18 protein-coding genes and 1 other annotated feature are annotated in these 18044 nt (G+C 37.8%); of the genes, 5 read left to right on the top strand and 13 right to left on the bottom strand.

Annotated elements, in window-relative coordinates; translation table 11 throughout:
- Nucleotides 1-37: 37 nt before the first annotated feature.
- From mgtE to MHB40_RS03805, 5 genes are all read right to left on the bottom strand, one after another.
- Nucleotides 38-1414, bottom strand: a complete 1377-nt coding sequence (gene mgtE, locus MHB40_RS03825; RefSeq protein ID WP_205441406.1) for a magnesium transporter — start codon at nucleotides 1412-1414, stop codon at nucleotides 38-40.
- Nucleotides 1415-1852: 438 nt separating this feature from the next.
- A complete protein-coding gene (locus MHB40_RS03820) occupies nucleotides 1853-2761 on the bottom strand; it encodes an RluA family pseudouridine synthase (RefSeq protein ID WP_342534748.1) in 909 nt (302 codons plus the stop codon).
- Nucleotide 2762: 1 nt separating this feature from the next.
- On the bottom strand, nucleotides 2763-3557 hold the full coding sequence (locus MHB40_RS03815; protein ID WP_205441402.1) for an NAD kinase: 795 nt from the start codon (nucleotides 3555-3557) through the stop codon (nucleotides 2763-2765).
- Nucleotides 3554-4225 carry a GTP pyrophosphokinase family protein gene (locus tag MHB40_RS03810; RefSeq protein WP_205441400.1) on the bottom strand — a complete coding sequence of 224 codons (672 nt, stop codon included), beginning with the start codon at nucleotides 4223-4225 and terminating at the stop codon, nucleotides 3554-3556. The genes MHB40_RS03815 and MHB40_RS03810 overlap by 4 nt, the downstream gene beginning before the upstream one ends.
- A 56-nt stretch (nucleotides 4226-4281) precedes the next feature.
- Nucleotides 4282-4665, bottom strand: a complete 384-nt coding sequence (locus tag MHB40_RS03805; RefSeq protein ID WP_205441398.1) for a hypothetical protein — start codon at nucleotides 4663-4665, stop codon at nucleotides 4282-4284.
- A gap of 126 nt (nucleotides 4666-4791) precedes the next feature.
- Here MHB40_RS03805 and MHB40_RS03800 point away from each other — a divergent pair, with 126 nt between their 5' ends.
- From MHB40_RS03800 to MHB40_RS03785, 4 genes are all read left to right on the top strand, one after another.
- Nucleotides 4792-5379 carry a CYTH domain-containing protein gene (locus MHB40_RS03800; protein ID WP_342533968.1) on the top strand — a complete coding sequence of 196 codons (588 nt, stop codon included), beginning with the start codon at nucleotides 4792-4794 and terminating at the stop codon, nucleotides 5377-5379.
- Nucleotides 5380-5407: 28 nt separating this feature from the next.
- Entirely contained in the window at nucleotides 5408-6178 is a 771-nt protein-coding gene (locus tag MHB40_RS03795; protein WP_342533967.1) for a lytic transglycosylase domain-containing protein, read from the top strand.
- Nucleotides 6179-6398: 220 nt separating this feature from the next.
- Nucleotides 6399-6806: a hemoglobin gene (locus MHB40_RS03790; RefSeq protein WP_004227447.1), complete on the top strand. Its 408-nt coding sequence runs from the start codon at nucleotides 6399-6401 to the stop codon at nucleotides 6804-6806.
- Nucleotides 6799-7608 carry a DsbA family protein gene (locus MHB40_RS03785; RefSeq protein ID WP_205441374.1) on the top strand — a complete coding sequence of 270 codons (810 nt, stop codon included), beginning with the start codon at nucleotides 6799-6801 and terminating at the stop codon, nucleotides 7606-7608. The genes MHB40_RS03790 and MHB40_RS03785 overlap by 8 nt, the downstream gene beginning before the upstream one ends.
- A 749-nt stretch (nucleotides 7609-8357) precedes the next feature.
- Here MHB40_RS03785 and pepF read toward each other — a convergent pair.
- The 4 genes from pepF to spxA form a co-directional block, all read right to left on the bottom strand.
- Nucleotides 8358-10175, bottom strand: coding sequence for an oligoendopeptidase F (pepF, locus tag MHB40_RS03780; protein ID WP_205441372.1), 1818 nt, complete (start codon nucleotides 10173-10175; stop codon nucleotides 8358-8360).
- Between the two features lie 51 nt (nucleotides 10176-10226).
- Nucleotides 10227-11348 (bottom strand): competence protein CoiA family protein, encoded by a 1122-nt coding sequence (locus tag MHB40_RS03775; RefSeq protein ID WP_342533966.1) that lies wholly within the window; start codon nucleotides 11346-11348, stop codon nucleotides 10227-10229.
- 195 nt (nucleotides 11349-11543) lie between these two features.
- The gene (mecA, locus tag MHB40_RS03770; RefSeq protein ID WP_004227456.1) at nucleotides 11544-12212 is read right to left on the bottom strand and encodes an adaptor protein MecA; all 669 of its coding nucleotides are present in this window, start codon (nucleotides 12210-12212) and stop codon (nucleotides 11544-11546) included.
- A 434-nt stretch (nucleotides 12213-12646) separates the two neighbouring features.
- Nucleotides 12647-13042, bottom strand: coding sequence for a transcriptional regulator SpxA (spxA, locus tag MHB40_RS03765; RefSeq protein WP_025116803.1), 396 nt, complete (start codon nucleotides 13040-13042; stop codon nucleotides 12647-12649).
- A gap of 490 nt (nucleotides 13043-13532) precedes the next feature.
- Nucleotides 13533-13754: a binding site (T-box leader), on the top strand.
- A 117-nt stretch (nucleotides 13755-13871) separates the two neighbouring features.
- On the opposite strand from spxA, the gene trpS reads away from it, so the two are divergent.
- Nucleotides 13872-14861, top strand: a complete 990-nt coding sequence (gene trpS / locus MHB40_RS03760; protein ID WP_342442507.1) for a tryptophan--tRNA ligase — start codon at nucleotides 13872-13874, stop codon at nucleotides 14859-14861.
- 2 nt (nucleotides 14862-14863) lie between these two features.
- Here trpS and MHB40_RS03755 read toward each other — a convergent pair whose 3' ends face one another.
- From MHB40_RS03755 to MHB40_RS03740, 4 genes are all read right to left on the bottom strand, one after another.
- Nucleotides 14864-15085 carry a hypothetical protein gene (locus MHB40_RS03755; protein WP_016994330.1) on the bottom strand — a complete coding sequence of 74 codons (222 nt, stop codon included), beginning with the start codon at nucleotides 15083-15085 and terminating at the stop codon, nucleotides 14864-14866.
- Between the two features lie 105 nt (nucleotides 15086-15190).
- The gene (gene fabF / locus MHB40_RS03750; protein ID WP_342533965.1) at nucleotides 15191-16432 is read right to left on the bottom strand and encodes a beta-ketoacyl-ACP synthase II; all 1242 of its coding nucleotides are present in this window, start codon (nucleotides 16430-16432) and stop codon (nucleotides 15191-15193) included.
- Nucleotides 16433-16462: 30 nt separating this feature from the next.
- A complete protein-coding gene (locus tag MHB40_RS03745; protein ID WP_342533964.1) occupies nucleotides 16463-17401 on the bottom strand; it encodes a beta-ketoacyl-ACP synthase III in 939 nt (312 codons plus the stop codon).
- Between the two features lie 174 nt (nucleotides 17402-17575).
- Nucleotides 17576-17959 carry a hypothetical protein gene (locus MHB40_RS03740; protein WP_342533963.1) on the bottom strand — a complete coding sequence of 128 codons (384 nt, stop codon included), beginning with the start codon at nucleotides 17957-17959 and terminating at the stop codon, nucleotides 17576-17578.
- Nucleotides 17960-18044 lie beyond the last annotated feature (85 nt).

Here is an 18044-nt window from a genome sequence, read left to right as displayed (position 1 = left end):
TTTTCCATACAATATGCGAAAGTAAGCAAATTGGTTCTTAGCCTATTTGGCTTAAAAAAACTGTCGCTAAGCCCAAGTAAATTAAAATACTTGTAATATCATTTAAAGTTGTAATAAAAGGTCCTGATGCAACAGCAGGGTCTATTTTTAGTCGATGCATTAACAATGGTATAAATGAACCTGCTAAAGTCGCCACTAAAATGGAACCACAAAGTGCTGCTCCTACTAACATACCTAGGACAAGTTCATGTTTCCAAAAATAAACGATCCCAATCACAATTAATCCACAAACAACGCCTGACATTAAGCCAGTACCTGCTTCACGTAAGAGTAACTTGAATTTACTATGTTCCTCTACGTCTCCTGTTGCAATCCCTCGAATCGCCACGGCTAATGCCTGTGTCCCACTATTTCCTGACGTTCCTGAAATTAAGGGAATAAAGACTGCAAGTAAGGCAACCTTATCTAAAGTATCCTCAAATTGCCCCATTAGATTAGCTGTTAACATACCTAAAAACAGTAGAACCACTAGCCAAGGCAAACGTTTTCTTGCTGCTTGGAATGGTGTTACATCAAATTTATCCATATCCGAAATACCGGCTAATTTAGAGTAATCCTCAGAAGCCTCTTCATCAATTACATCAATAATATCGTCAACCGTGATAATACCAAGTAATTCCCCTTTATCATCAATAACAGGTGTCGCTAAGAAATTATAATCCTTCATAATTTGTGCGACTTCTTCTTGGTCATCACCCACATGTACCATCACGACACGTTCATTCATAATGGAACGAATAAGTGTATCCTCGTCTGCAATTATCAAATCTCGTAATGATATGACACCCGTCAGACGATGCTCTTCATCCACTACAAAAATATAATAAACAGTTTCTGCATCGGGTGCCTCTTTACGCAAAATGGCCATTGCTGAACGTACTGTTGAATTTTCTGGTATAGCTACGTATTCAGTTGTCATGATAGAACCAGCTGTATATTCATCATAGCTTAGTAGCTCATTAATATCTTCAGCCGCTTCTTCATCCATCATTTCCAAATAGCTTTCGCGCTGCGCCGTATCTAGTTCGTTTAAGACATCTGCCGCATCATCTGCGTACATATGAGAAAGCATTTCTGCACCGTACGATGGATCCATTTCAGCTAGATATGCTTTATACTCATCATCTTCGATATCGATTGCCTCAAAAATATCAGCCATTTCTGTCGGAGACAAGAACGAATAGATGATCTTCCTTATATCAGGTTCCACCTTTTCGTAAAACGTTGCCTGATCATATGGATGAAGTTCTAAAAACTCATCACGGAATGCGTCAATATCATGTGCTTCTAGCATTTCTCGTAGATGTGCCTCATCAAATTGCACATCATCCTTTTCATTTCTTTCCTCTATCATGCTTGTCCCCTCCTTCCGAGCTTTCAATCATTTTACGAGCAATGCCGTAAATCTACCTTCTATATAATAGAGTGTATTGTACCTTTTCTGCAAACCCTTTTTTAAGTTATATTCATGAGTAGCTGGGCAGAATTTTATAAATTTCAATATTACGCCTAAAAACATAACGATTTCTATTTTACTATACCTTACCTTTGTCACTTTGTTATAAATTAGGTGTAAAAATAATCTACTTACTATATCCTTTCGCCTCAGGATAATTGTCGCTGACGCACAGATAAACAATACGTCCAATTTTTCCCTAGCTTTCGACCTCAAATCATACGACATGTGACAACTGTTAACGATCTCCCTCGTGAAGAAAGTCGCCAGCTCAATCTACATCAAAAAATGATAAGGAGATGCTCGTTTGTGCGAACATCTCCTTCTATCAAAAATTTATGCATAAGCTTCCTTCAGTAACCTTTGCATGTCATCATTTAGCATACATGTAAAGTGTAATGGCACACTCGTTAAAGGATGTTCCATACTCAATGATACACAATGTAGTGCTTGTCGATCAATCTGATGACGGCTACCACCATAAAGGTCATCACCAACAAGTGGATGCCCAAGATGCGACATGTGCACACGAATTTGATGTGTACGCCCTGTATGCAATTGAAGTCGTACATGTGTCATTGGTTCCGCATCGACTATAAAGTGCTTTAGAACCGTTACATCTGTATGCGCATATTGCCCATCTTCTCGTACTTCTCTTTCAATAATACTGGCTTCTTTACGTCCAATTGGAGCTATAATCGATTGAAAATTGTGTTCGACATGTCCATGGACAATCGCTTCATATTGTCTTGAAATTTCCCTATTACGCTGAGCTAGACCTGTTAAATGATGAATATGAGCATGCTTAGCAATACAAAGCAAGCCTGATGTATCTCGGTCTAGCCTTGTAACAATATGAGCCGTAGAGGCCAATCCTTGCTGCTGAAAATAGCCACAAACTAAATTAGCAATGCTGTTGGTCGGATGCTCACGTGAGGGAATCGTACTTTGGTGTGCTGGCTTATTGAGCACTAAAATGGCATCGTCCTCGTAGACAATGGTCAAATCGCCATGCTCGACAGCAAGACCATCACTTTTTACTTCAGGAGGAAACGTCACCTTCACACAATCTCCAGCTTGCAGGATATGCCTCACATTACGTTCGACACCATTCACAGTCAACATGCCACCATCGAACTTAATAGCGGTTAGGGCTCGCTTAGAAATACGCCACTCTTGGAGAGCTTCTCGTAATAATTGGCCATCTTTCTTAGCCGTAAATTGCAATGTAAAGCTTGTATCCATGTTATTCATTTGCGACAAACGATTCATGCACTCGCTCCCAAAATGGGAATGGTCGGAAACGGGCAAAACGTACTCTTTCATTTGCTACATTAAACGCTATGGCTTTGACATCACCTTGCGTAATTTGCAAGTGATCAACAGTCATATTAAAATTCTGTTCATTTACAGGACGTAACACACAATGGTGGTGTGCTGGCAAGATTAATGGTGATCCTACTGTCCTGAAAACACGGTTATTAATTGAGGCAATTTCAGTGACTTGGAGTGCCGCTAATGTGGGATGTATGATGGCTCCACCAAGTGCTTTATTGTAAGCCGTACTCCCAGAAGGAGTGGATACACAAAGTCCATCTCCACGGAAACGTTCAAACTGATTGCCATTTAATTCAACATCCATCACAAGTGTAACATCTGGCGATTTGACTGTTGCTTCATTTAAAGCCAGATACGTATTTGATTCGGCATTATGATGCTCCACCTTTACTTCTAGCAGTGGATATTCCACAACATTAAAATCCTTTTTAGCAATGGACAAAACTAGTTTTTCTAATTCAGATGGTTTCCAATCCGCATAAAACCCTAGATGGCCCGTATGAATACCAACAAAGGCTACCTGGTCTAATAAATGAGAGTAGCGATGAAAGGCATGCAAAAGCGTGCCATCTCCTCCAATCGAAACAACGATTTCTGGCGTCTCTTCATCGTATGTTAAGCCAAAATCCTGTAAATAGGTTTTAGCAAGTTCCATCAGCTCGTTGGATTGTGCATCTCTACGTGATTGAATCGAAAATTTCATTGTGCGTCACGCTCCTTCTCTGTTAGTAAATTAGGATTCGATGCTTCTTTATATTCGCTAAAGTAGGCCTGTGCCTCTTGAATCTCACTACGAATGGATGACATTTCCTCATCCAACCGAAATGCTGCCTCTGCAGCACTTTGCAAGCGATTCTTAATTTCCTCTGGGAACATGCCCTTATATTTATAATTTAAAGAATGCTCTATTGATGCCCAGAAATTCATGGCCAGTGTTCGGATTTGTATTTCCGCCAATACTACTTTTTTTCCTTGAATCGTTTCAACAGGATACTCCACGATCATATGGTAGGAGCGATAACCACTAGGCTTATTATGTGTAATATAATCGCGTTCTTCCACTACGCGCATATCTTTTCGCTGACGGATAAGCTCTGTTACCGTTGCGATATCATCAACAAATTGACACATAATCCGAAGGCCAGCAATATCGCCAAGTTCATCACCAAGTTGTTTAGAAGGCTCAAAAGCTAATCCTTTTTCTAACGTTTTATCATATATACTTGCTAAAGGCTTAACACGTCCTGTGACAAATTCAATTGGTGAATTGGCATTAACAATACCAAATTGCGAACGCATGCCTTTTAATTTTACTTTTAATTCATCTACTGCTTGTTTATAAGGACTTAAAAATATTTCCCATTGTCCCATTGTAAAAACCTCCCGACATTCGGTATCGAACACCACCGTCTGTTCGTTTTGTCTTTCTATTCAGCGAGAATTGCCTTGAAGTGTTGCTCCACTGCTTGGACAAATTCTGCCCCATAATTGTAATTTCCTTCAATATTATACACGAGCATTTCCAATTCTTCGTAGAAATTTGTCAGCTCAATCGCTTCTTCACCAATTCGTAGTAATGGATTTTTCCCTTTTTGTAAAATATGTACAAGATTCTCCCAACTACTCGGTGGAAAACGCAAATAATGATAGTCGTCACCTGCATCAAGTAAATAAATAAATGCAAAATCATCTGAATCTGCAATGAGTTGTCCAGCAGGTTTTAACTGTAAATTTACTTCATTGTCGTTTAAACTAAAATGAAGTTGATCTTGTTCAAAGTTCGATGTTTCTATTGTATAAATTTTACGCACGTGCGGTTCCCCTTTTCGTTGTACTCTTCCTCTTATTTTAGCACACAGGGTAAATAGTTGCAGTGTGTAAATATTAAATCAAGCGAAACAACGGATGAAAAATAAAAAATAAATAGGTGACGATAAATGACACAAGAAATTGAAATTGAATTTAAAAATCTATTAACAAAACAACAATACGAGCAATTATTACAAGACTTCCACATTAGCCAAAATGCTATTCATCGTCAAACAAATCATTATTTCGACACACCTAATCAAACCATTCGCAAACTACAAAGTGGTCTTCGTATTAGACAAATTGATGATTATTACGAATGTACGCTCAAAGAAAAAAATGCCGAGCATGCACACCTTGAAACAACGGATGAAATAACAGCAATACAGGCGCAGCAAATGTTAGATGGCAAAGGATTTTATGCTCAAGAGGTAGCTAAAAGATTAGCTCTCCACCGGATTCCTTTAGAACAATTGCATGTATTTGGTTCACTCACTACAGATCGTGTCGAAATTCCATACAAAGAGGGGCTTCTTGTTTTTGATCATTCTTTCTATTTGCAGTGCGACGATTATGAGGTAGAATATGAAGCAAAAGATGCAATAAAAGGAAATAAAATTTTCGACGAATTTTTACAGCAATATGGTATTGAAAAGCAGGCTACTGATAAAAAAATTGCCCGTTTTATGAAAGCACTAAAAGCACAAAATTTATAAAAGTTTAAAAAGGAAGGTGTCTGACTCCTTGGATATTCAATCATTAAAATCTTTACTTGAAATTCAGGCATTGCAAACACTTGGATCTAGTGAAGGTTCATCAACAAACAATTTGACAGACAATGATTCTATTTTTTCTGACATGATTAACGAATTATTAGGAGAAACTTCGACAGCAAGTAATGCCAAATTAGCAAGCTTGCTTGCTTCAAACACATCAAATAATTCAAATTTCGTCAATCAACTGGCTACTTCGGAACAAGGTACATTAGAATCCTTACTTTACAAAGGCTCTAATGCTGTGTTTATACCTGAATCAGTCAAACAAGCATTAGCAAACACATATGCTAATACAAAGCTTGATTCCTATGTTTCAGACGATGTAATAGGTTCTACAGCTTATGCCAATTCACTAGCAGGTGCAAATGAATATACAGCCATTATTGAAAAAGCAGCTGCTACTTATCAGATACCCGCGAAGCTTATTGCAGCTGTTATCAAGCAAGAATCTAATTTTAATCCAACCGTAGTGAGCCATGCAGGAGCGCAAGGCTTAATGCAACTCATGCCCACAACAGCACAATATTTAGGTGTGACGAACGCTTTTGATCCAGAGCAGAATATTATGGCTGGAGCAAAATATTTGCGTCAAATGCTAGATAAATTTAATAATGACCCTACTCTAGCATTAGCTGCCTACAATGCTGGCGCATCTCGTGTTACTAAATATGGAGGTATCCCTCCTTTTAAAGAAACACAGAATTATGTCAAAAAAGTGATGAATTACTTTACAGTGTAATCGCATCTTTCCTGTTATCTATGCTTTTTCCAACAAATTTCACCCATTGTGGTGAAATTTGTGCTTTTGTAGCGAACAGCAATTCGAAAGAGCTCTTTGTTTGTGTTAACGAAAAGACGTTGATAGAATGAAGGTAGTCACAAGAATTTCACATTTTGATGAGGATGAAGTATACAAAGTGGTACTTTACGATATAAAGAATTAAAGGAGCATATAACTTATGAGTCGAAAATACACTGTTCCTTATGAGGAGCTGGGAGCTGAAAAACTGTCAGAACTCATTCATGCGTTCTATAAAAGAGTTGCTCAGCATCCTGATCTTATTCCAATCTTTCCAAAGGATTTAACAGAGACAGCCCGTAAACAAATTCAATTTCAAACACAGTATTTAGGTGGACCAAATCTTTTTACTGAAGAACATGGACATCCGATGATGCGTGCACGTCACATGAATTTTCCTATTACACCTGACCGCGCTCAAGCTTGGCTAGAGTGTATGTCAGAAGCAATGGATGAGGTAGGTTTGGAAGGGAAGTTCCGTGAAACTTATTATCAACGTTTAGTATTAACAGCTCATCACATGGTTAATACGCCAAATGACGATGAGGGGGAATTGTTACGTGAATAATATTCAAATGTTGCAAGAGCCAACGCCAACGATTTCAACTGCAAACAAGCCAATTGAATTGTATATTTTCGTAGATCCACTTTGCCCTGAAGCTTTCAGTATGCAAGCAACTCTTCGTAAATTACAACTTGAATACAACCATTACTTCACATGGCGCTTTGTTTTAAGCACAGAACTTACTTCTTTAAACTGCTTAAGTAAACGTGTCAAAGGTTGTATCTCAGGAATCGAACTTGATATTAATCACCCTGTTTTACCTTCTATCGCTATTAAAGCAGCTGAATTACAGGGGAAACGTGCAGGTGCACGTTATTTATCAAAACTACAAGAATATGTATTATTAAGTCATCAAGATGTAAACTCCTATGCAACGCTTTTAAAAATAGCTGAGGATGTTCAACTCGATATGAATGAGTTTACTGTTGACTTTGGTTCAAAGGAGGCAGCACGTGCTTTCCAATGCGATTTATATATTAAACGCGAAATGGAAGTGGAAGAAGTACCAAGTATCGTATTTTTCAATGAATGTATTGAAGATGAGGGACTAAAAGTTAGTGGTAGCTATTCCTATGAAGTTTATGAACATATTTTACAAGAAATGCTGAACGAACAGCTTGTCCGTCAGCCATTACCATCAATAGAGGACTTATTTTCTAAATTCCATACTCTTTCTACAAACGAAATAGCTTTTATCTATTCATTAACAGAGCAAGCAGCAGAGCGTGAACTAAAGAAACGCATGCTGCAACAAAAGCTCGAACGAATCCAAACTACTCACGCTACGTTATGGCGTCTTAAATAATACAATAAACCAAAGGGACTCCAATCATCATGATGGAGTCCCTTTCATGTTGTTGAAAAAAGATCATGTCAATAGCAGTAAAAGACCTTTTGACAAGGTGAAGGGTTGATTTCCGTTCCGCCAGCGTCCTTTCCAAGGGGCGTCCTATGAGCTGCTTCACTCAATGCGTCTCCTCTGTGACGCTATCTACCATGCTGAAAAAGTGTCTTTTCCTTTTCTTTCATACTAACAGTGGAGAAACGATGAGTGACAACACCTCTCCAAAATGAGTAGTATACGCCTTCTCCTTATTTGGAAATCGCTAAAAAGTTAACGTTTTCGGCGCTCGCCGACAGGAAAGCAAGTAGCCTGCAATGGACTTCCATTTTTACCTTTCACAAAAATTCTAGGGATAGTTTTGTTTTTCAAGATAACGCAAAATACAAAGAAGCGCCTCTATCCTCGACCGATAGAGACGCTTCTTTTTCACAAAGGGGATGGGAGAAATGTTCACGTTCAAACAAAGGGGTGTATGTTTGTTTTGTGATTTATTTCACAAGAATTACTCTATCATGGAATAATATATTTAGCAATGAAACCAATACTAGATTCACAAATTTGTCAAATAGAAAGCGATTACAAACAGTATTTTTCCAAGATGCACACTTTTAAACTATTTAGAAATCAAAAAAAATCATTATTCTTTCATTTCAAATCACACGCACGCCAACAGAAAAAGGGCTGTAGAAATATTTCCCCAGCCCTTTTAATTAATTATTCAACAATAATTTTTCTAATTCATTTAAACGCTCTTCAAATACTTTACAAGCATCTTCAATTGGCTTAGCTACGTTCATATCAACGCCTGCTGCCTTTAATACTTCAATAGGGAAATCAGAGCATCCTGCTTTTAAGAAGTTATTAATATAACGTTCTACAGCTGGTGCACCCTCCTCTAAAATTTGTTTACTCAATGCTGTAGCGGCTGATTTACCAGTCGCATACTGATAAACATAGTAATTATAGTAGAAGTGTGGAATACGAGCCCATTCTAAGCCAATTTCCTCATCTACCACCATATCATCACCGAAGTACTTTTTGTTTAATTCATAATAAACCTCTGTTAAACGATCTGCTGTTAATGACTCACCATTCTTATCCATTTGATGAATAAGATGTTCGAACTCTGCAAACATGGTTTGTCTGAATACAGTACTTCTGAAACCATCTAACCAATGATTTAATAAGTATATTTTTTGTTGAGGATCATCAATTGTTTTCAGTAAATAGTCATTTAATAGCTCTTCATTGCATGTAGAAGCAACCTCTGCCACAAAAATAGAATAATCTCCATAAACAAATGGCTGGTTGTTGCGTGAATAATAACTATGAACACTATGGCCAAATTCATGTGCTAAAGTAAATAGATTGTTCACGTTGTCTTGCCAATTCATTAAAATATACGGATTCGTACCATAGGCGCCTGATGAATAGGCTCCGCTACGCTTCCCTTTATTCTCTAAAACATCGACCCAACGGTTATCCAGTCCATTTTGGACGATGTTTTGATATTCTTCCCCTAATGGAGCTAAAGCTTTTACTAAAATATCTTTCGCTTCATCATAAGTGACCTTCATTTCCACCTCTTTAACAAGTGGCGCAAATAAATCCCACATATGCAATTCGTCTACACCTAATAATTTCTTACGCAACGAAATATAACGCTGCATAGCTGGTAAATGCTTATGAATTGTTTCCACCAGTTGATCATATACATTTTCTGGAATAAAATTATTAGACATGGCTGCGTGTCGTGCAGATTCATAATGACGAATACGTGCACTGACATTATGCTTCTTCACGTTACCTGTTAGCGTTGCCGAGAACGTATTTTTAAACTTGCCATATGTTTCGTACATAGCTTTAAATGCGCCTTCACGTACTGAGCGATCCTTGCTCTCTAAAAACTTGATATAGTTACCATGCGTAAGTTGTACCTCTTCCCCCTCTTCATTTTTCACATGAGGGAAAACCATATCCGCATTGTTTAACATGCTGAATGTATTCGAAGCTGTACCTGTTACCTCAGACATTTGCGCTAGCAATGCCTCCTGTTCGGCTGGTAATACATGTGGACGTGCCATCGTAATTTCTTTTAATGATTGCTTATATAGTTGTAGGTCTTGATTTTCTGTTAAGTAGCCTTCAATCGTTTCTTCACTTAATGATAAAATTTCTGGCGTTAAATAGGAAAGGCCAGCTGAGATACTCGTTGCCAATGTTTGAATACGGCTGTTCATATCTTGATAAAAGCTATTTGTCGTATCTTGATCATAGCGCATATGAGCATATGTGTAGAGCTTCATTGCACGTTCATATATATGATCATGATACTGCAAAGCTGCTAATAATGCCTCTGCCCCATTATTTAAAGTACCTGCATAGCTAGGTGCTTGTTTAGCAAGCTCTGCAACCTCCTTCAATTCCTCTTCCCAAGCTGCATCTGTTGCAAAGATATCCTCTAAACGCCATGTTAATTCTTCTGGTACTTCTTTTCTAACCAAAACCTGATTACTGTTACTAGCCATGTATGCCAGCCCCCTTTATATGTGCTTTTTTCCTTTTACTCTCATATTTTCTCAGTATATTGTGGCAATTGCAAATAAATGTACATAGACTTGCTCACAATTATCTAGTGAACCATCTTCATGATTCATTCGCTGAAGAAGTTGTCCATAATTTTGAATAGCTCTTACTGCTTGTTCGGTTATTTCTAACTGTTGCTGACATAAAAAATTTTTAATCTGATGCTTGGTTAATTCAAATGGTTGACACCCTAATTGTTTACTAAAATACAACAGCATCGTTTGCCATTCACTCGTGAATAAAGAGATAGACGCTCCTTCTTGCACTGGAATACCAATGTATGGCGGCATAGCAGTAAGAGAAAGATTTAATTCATAGCAATTGCGTAAAAATGGATCTTGTGCCCCCTTCTTGTTATGTAAAAGACGACTATACGCAAATTGCCTACAAGTTTGTTTATAGAGCTGCCAATAGCATTGAAATTCTTCTTTGGTAATACGCTTTGGTATATAAAAAGGAAAATGCTGTTGATTGACCGGAATTTTTTGTACTTTGCCTATGAAAGTATGCCCGTGAACATGAAGAAGATTCGTCCAATAAATAAAATGGGCTGTCACCGCGTTGTACGTCAGTAAATAAGGCAAATCTGTTGTCGTTGTTATAAATGCTTTTTGCAGCAATGGGGAGATTCTAATTTTTCTGATGCCGTTGATTGCTTCTTTGCTTTGAGGAGTTTGAAAAAGCCAAATTGCTTGTATATCGTTTTTTTCATAGCCCATTGTTCGTTGATGCCATTTTTCATGAGAGATTGTGCTACATTGAAATTCAACTGCGAAATGCCCCTCATCGATTGTAACGAGCAAATCAGGGCGCTGAGAAAGCTGCTTTAAAAATGGCTCTAGTTCCACCTGATGTCCATTTTTTTTGAACCACTCATATAATTGCATTTTACCTTGTAAATGTAGTTTAGATTCACCTTCTGCGAATAGCTGTGAACATTGATTTTTAGTGAAGTGTGCAAAGTGGGGAATATTATAGTTACCTATTTTCAATTGAACTTGTTCCAAACATTGAGGACAAAAAAATTTCATCTGCCGCCTATATCGCTGTAAAGCTTTCCTCGTATATTGATATGGGAGAAATAGCTGCTGTTGATTGTTATAGGCAATAAGCATATAATCAGCTCCTTTTTAGCCAACTATAATAGAATTGGGTTGCACGAACAAAAATAAAGCCGTTTTTTCTTGAAATTTTAAAAATGCGACCTTATTCAGAAATCCGTGATGTTGAACGCATAAAAAAGGACTGTAGCAAAACTCGATTCTTTTACGAGTTTCACTACAGTCTAAAATAATTAGGTGATTCATTGCTTATGCAAAGTATTTTCGAACTGTTTCAAAGCAATTGAATTCCATAATTTTTTCACCGTACTCCTCTAGACGATGAATTGTAAAATTGGATGGTGTTAAAAATTCCTTGATAACTGCGTTTCTATCATGACGATTTAAATCCTCATCTGCGTTTCCGAAATCAACAACTAGATAGTACCAATTTTCATATTTGAATAATGAGGAATCCACTAATTCGTCTGTCATTCGTTTTGCGACAGGGATTAACTCATCAATATCTTTAAATTTATAAACATAAATGTCTGTATCCATAAATAATTCTGACTCATCCATGTCACCAAATTGAGTTAGTTGGCTAAGAAGATCCTCTCCAACTTCATCGAATGGTGCAAACATATCTTTGTGTTCATCAAAATTCGAATGACCATCTAATGTTTCACCGTCTTTTAAAATATGTGCACGTGTGACAATGATTTCTAAGCCAACTTCAGATGCATTGATATGAATCCAAATCGGACCCTCTACATCAAAATAATCCTCCGTGTTTACTTCATCAATCATATCCCAAAAAAGTTGCTCACCCTTTGCTCGATTGTACCAAATTTCTTCACGACTATAGCCGCGATCCTCTATATCATTGTACGTAATAAAGAGCTTGAGTGTATTTTCATTTACACGTTCGATGTCCACTAGACCTCATCTCCCTTCACTGTCATATGTCGAAAAACAGTTTTGTTTCATTAGTATGCTTTTATTCTTTGTTTTTAACCTTCATACTGCATTTGTTTTTCAACCTTTGACCACACTACAGTAAAACCATCGAGTAACCGTAAACATGAATTTTTGTATTCACAGTTGTCTCTAACTCTATTGTATGCTGTTCTGTCATAAAATGAAAAGGATATACACCGTTTCACAGAAGATATTTGAATTATTGAAATTGTAGTAAACTATTTAACTTAAATCAAGTTTAACATACTTTTACGGAAATATATGACTTTTCCCTATTAATTATTATACTTCATATAGAAGGTTTTACAGAAGTAAAACATAAAAAAAAGATGTCACAACATGCATTCCACATCTGTAACATCTATTACATATATTATTCAGAATAGAAAGGTTTAATTCACCATTCGTTGCGCTTCTTGTAATTGATATGCTCGAACTTTTCGAGGTAAGAAACGACGAATTTCATCTTCATTGTAGCCAACCTGTAGACGTTTTTCATCTAAAATGATTGGTCTACGTAATAAGCCAGGATATTCCTGAATTAATTCATATAAACGTTGTAATGGTAAACTTTCAACATCCACATTTAATTTTTGGAATATTTTTGAACGAGTAGAAATAATTTCATCAGTTCCGTCTTCTGTCATACGTAAAATTTTTTTTATTTCACTAATGCTGAGCGGTTCAGAAAATATATTACGTTCTGTATATGGAATTTCGTGCTCCTCTAACCAAGCTTTCGCTTTACGACAAGAGGTACAACTTGGTGATGTAAATAGGGTTACGATCATTCTGACACATCCTTTCATTTCGAATCATTATCTATAAACCAGAACCAGTGTGTTAAATTAGAATTAATGTAATGTAAAATACACAGTACCATTATACAGTACTCCGCTGTATTTGAATATAGTTCCAATAAAAAAAGTCTGAGCCTATCCCTAAATATTCTGTCTATTTATACAGCTTTTTAATGTAGTGTATTTTCTTCAAACTTATGTGCTACTACTACCATTCCCACTTTTCAAGCATTTTAAACATCCAAACATCTATCTTACTTGTTCTCATTTAAGAAAAATAAACGAGAAAATTGTCAATTCGACGTGTACACCTCAACAATATTTTAATAAAAAAATTTATATTTATAACAAAATTACATAACAAAAAAAGCATATAATTTTTTCTCAAAAAAAAACACCGTCAAAAGTCTGACTTTACATAAAGAAATCTTTATAATATAATTCTTTGCAATCAAATCAATTTGAACAATTTAAATTGAGAAAAACGCTGACGAAGAGTAGTACATATGCTAATTCACGTATAGAGAGTCTGTGGTTGCTGCAAACAGATCGTGGAGGCATGTGGAATGGACTTCCGAGTTAGCTTTGTGAACGCTTCTTAAAGCTAATAGCAAAGCTCGTCCCTTCACGTTACGAAGCTGAGTGGCCTTTTTAGGCAAGCTGGGTGGTACCGCGGATTCAAACATCATTCGTCCCTTCATTAGAAAAAATCTAATGAGGACGCATGATGTTTTTTTGTCTTCATCAAACAGATTGAAAGATGAAGGTAACGCTGATGACAATTGTCACAGAATTTGAATTCGAGGAGGAAATTTTAATGACAACTATTTTTTCTGGCGTACAGCCTACAGGTATCGTAACTTTAGGGAACTATTTAGGAGCATTCAAGCAATTCCCTGCACTACAAGATGAAGGAAATGCGATTTATTGTATCGTTGATCAACATGCCATAACTGTTGCACAGGACCCTAAAGAATTACGAGAAAGTATTCGTAAGCTAGCTGCTACCTATATTGCTACGGGCATTGACCCTAAAAAATCTACGTTATTCATCCAATCAGAGGTGCCAGCGCATGCTCAGGCAGGATGGATGTTACAATGTGTTGCGTCTATCGGAGAGCTAGAACGCATGACACAATTTAAAGATAAATCACACGGTAAAGAAAGCGTATCTGCTGCTCTTTTAACATACCCACCTTTAATGGCTGCAGACATACTACTTTATAACACAAATATTGTTCCTGTCGGCGATGATCAGAAGCAGCATATCGAACTGACTCGTGACCTAGCAGAACGCTTTAACAAACGCTTTGGTGATGTTTTAACGATTCCAGAAATTCAACTACCAAAAGCAGGCGCTCGTATTAAATCCTTACAAGAGCCAACAAAGAAAATGAGTAAATCAGATCCAAATACGAAAGCGACAATCCGTTTATTAGATACGGCGAAAGAAATTGAGAAAAAAATTAAATCAGCCGTTACAGACTCTGACGGTATCGTTGCATTTGATGTGGAAAATAAACCAGGCGTTTCAAATTTATTGACAATCGAATCGGCTATTTCAGGTATAGCGATTGAAGATTTAGTCAAAAAATATGAGGGAATTGGGTATGGTGGATTCAAGCAAGGTGTAGCAACAGCAGTGATTGAACACCTAACACCTATTCAAGAAAAATTCTATCATCTAGTAGAATCATCCGAATTAGATGTCATTCTAGATGAGGGTGCTGAAAAGGCGAATGCGATTGCTAGTGCTACATTAAAACGTATGGAAGATGCCATGGGTCTTGGTCGCGCACGTCGCTAAACTTACGGCTTGTCTGAGGAGCGATCAAAGCCTAGATCAAGCACAACTGCACAGATGATAATACAGGCTCCTACCGCCATATAAAATTCTGTTGTTTGAAAAATAAACTTGAAAACAACCTTCCATGAATAACCTAGTGTGCGGTAATTTAAATACAATATGAGATTCCCTACTGAGAGGATCATTAAGCCATAACTTACTAAAAATAAAAAGAGACGAAACATCGTAGTGGCATCCTTTCTATTTCTTCTTACTTATCATTTATTCACAAAACTATAAAAAAAGACGTCAGCCATTTAAATTCGGCTGACGTTTTTTATGTTTACATATTAGGCTTCATATTTTTTGAATAGAAGACTTGCGTTGTGACCACCAAAACCAAGAGAATTACTCATTGCGTATTGAATACTTGCTTCTCTTGCTTCGTTTGGAACATAATCTAAATCACATTCAGGATCAGGATCTTTTAAATTGATTGTAGGAGGTAAAATCCCTTCTTTAAGGGCTAATGCTGTGAAAATCGCTTCCACACCACCAGCTGCTCCTAATAAGTGACCCGTCATCGATTTTGTAGAGCTCATTGCAAGCTTATACGCATGCTCACCAAAAGCAGTTTTAACAGCTTGTGTTTCAAATAAATCATTGTATGGCGTACTCGTACCATGAGCATTAATATAATCAACTTGTGATGGCTCTACGCCACCATCTGTTAACGCTTGCGTCATCGCACGTGCTGCACCTTCACCCTCTGGAGCTGGAGCCGTAATGTGATGCGCATCACCTGTTGCACCATAACCTAAAACTTCAGCATAGATTTTGGCACCACGAGCTTTTGCATGTTCATATTCTTCTAAAATAACGATACCTGCACCTTCTCCGATAATAAAGCCATCGCGGTTTTTATCGAATGGGCGACATGCTGCTTGTGGGTCTTGATTTAATGATAAAGCTGTATTGGCACAGAAGCCTGCCACAGCCATTGTTACGATTGGTGATTCAGCACCACCCGAAATCATGACATCTGCATCCCCACGTTCAATTACTTTAAAGGCATCCCCAATAGAGTTTGTACCCGAAGCACATGCCGTTACAGAGCAAGAGTTAATTCCCTTTGCACCAAAGTGAATAGAAACTTGGCCCGAAGCCATATCAGGAATCATCATTGGAATAAAGAATGGACTGACACGTCTTGCACCACGCTCTTGGAATGTTAAAAATTGTTGTTCATATGTTTCCATTCCACCGATACCAGAGCCAATCCATACACCTGCACGTGGAGCTAGCTCTTCATCAATTGTTAGCTGTGCATCTTCCATAGCCATAATGGAAGCAGCTAATGCGTATTGTGTGAAACGATCCATTTTACGTGCTTCTTTACGATCAATATATTTTTCAATATCGAAGTCCTTCACTTCTGCTGCGATTTTTGCTGCAAAAAGATCTTTATTTAAACGTGTCAGCTCACCTATACCAGATTTACCAGCTTTAATGTTTGCCCATGTTTCTTCGATGCTATTTCCTAGTGGTGTAACTGCGCCAATTCCTGTAATTACTACTCGTCGTTTACTCATTGTCTTACTCCCCTCAAGCATTTTTCCTACTTATTTTCCCCATCTCATGGCTACGGCACCCCATGTTAAGCCGCCACCAAAACCTACAAGGACTAATAAATCATCCTCTTTAATCTTACCTGCTTCGAGCTCATCTACCAAGGAAATCCCAATAGATGCTGCTGAAGTATTTCCGTATTTATGAATCGTTTTTGACATTTTTTCTGGTGGTAGCTCTAATCGTTCACGAGCAGATTCCATAATTCGTATATTTGCCTGATGCGGCACTAAAAAATCAACATCTTCTTTTGTTAATCCCGCTTTTTCTAATACATTAACAGCCGATTCACCCATTTGACGCACAGCAAACTTAAACACTTCACGACCATTCATCGCAATTGTGTCTTGCTTCGATAAGTAAAGATTCTTTCCGCCTGTACCGTCTGCACCGAGTTCAAATGATAAAATACCTCTACCTTCAGAGACTTGCCCAACGATAGCTGCACTGGCACCATCGCCAAATAATACAGCTGTATTACGATCTTCCCAATCAACGACTTTCGACAGCTTTTCTACACCTACTACTAAGATATATTTATAAGCATTCGCCTCAACAAAATGCTTTGCTGTCACTAAACTATATATAAATCCTGCACATGCTGCTGCTTGATCCATCGCTGCAGCATTCACTGCTCCGAGTTGTTCCTGAACCATACAAGCTACACTTGGAAAATTTTGATCCTGTGTGACAGTTGCTACAAGAATTAAACCAATTTCCTCAGGCGTAATCCCCGCATTTGCAATAGCTTCTTTTGCAGCAGCTACTGCTAAATCTGAAGTTTCCTGATCATCTGCCGCAAAATGACGTTCTTCAATGCCTGTTCGAGTACGAATCCATTCATCCGAAGTATCCATTATTTTTTCCAAATCAAAATTTGTAACGACCTTCTCAGGAACATATTTGCCTATTCCTATAATACCAGCGTTCATATAGCAACCCCTCAGCTTTCTTACTATCAATTATTAGTAACTGGTCATAATTATAACGCATACAAAAGGAAAGACGCAAGATGATTTAAATTTTATGTATATGAGGGTGGTGTTGTTTGATTATCGAGGTGAAGGAATTTGATGAAATGGGGTTCTTTTATTTTTGAGGGTTTATTATCCTTTGTTGAGCAGTTTCTTTAGTTTTTGGAGCACTTTTAGTGAACTTAGAGCGGGGTTCTCTCTTTTTGGATCGCTTTCTATCCACCTTTGAGCGGTGGCCTCCTGTTTTAGAGCGCTTTCTATCCGTTTAGGAGCGAGGTTCTCCCTTTTTAGAGCGCTTTCTATCCACCTTTGAGCGGGGTTCTCCCTTTTTGGAGCGCTTTTCATCCATCTTTGAGCGGGGTTCTCCCTTTTTGGATCGCCTTCTACCCATCTTTGAGCGGGCTCTCCCTTTTTAGAGCGCTTTCTATCCATCTTTGAGCGGGGTTCTCCCTTTTTGGAGCGCTTTTTATCCACCTTTGAGCGAGGTTCTCCCTTTTTAGAGCGCTTTCTATCCATCTTTGAGCGGGGCCTCCTGTTTTGGAGCGCTTTCTATCCGTTTAGGAGCGGATTTCCACTATTTCTGAGCGCTTTTCACCAGCTT

The organism is Lysinibacillus sp. FSL K6-0057 (genome assembly GCF_038630885.1).
Classification (GTDB): domain Bacteria; phylum Bacillota; class Bacilli; order Bacillales_A; family Planococcaceae; genus Lysinibacillus; species Lysinibacillus fusiformis_F.
The sequence above is the reverse complement of the archived record's forward strand: the minus strand, read 5'-3'. Positions and strand labels throughout refer to the sequence as shown.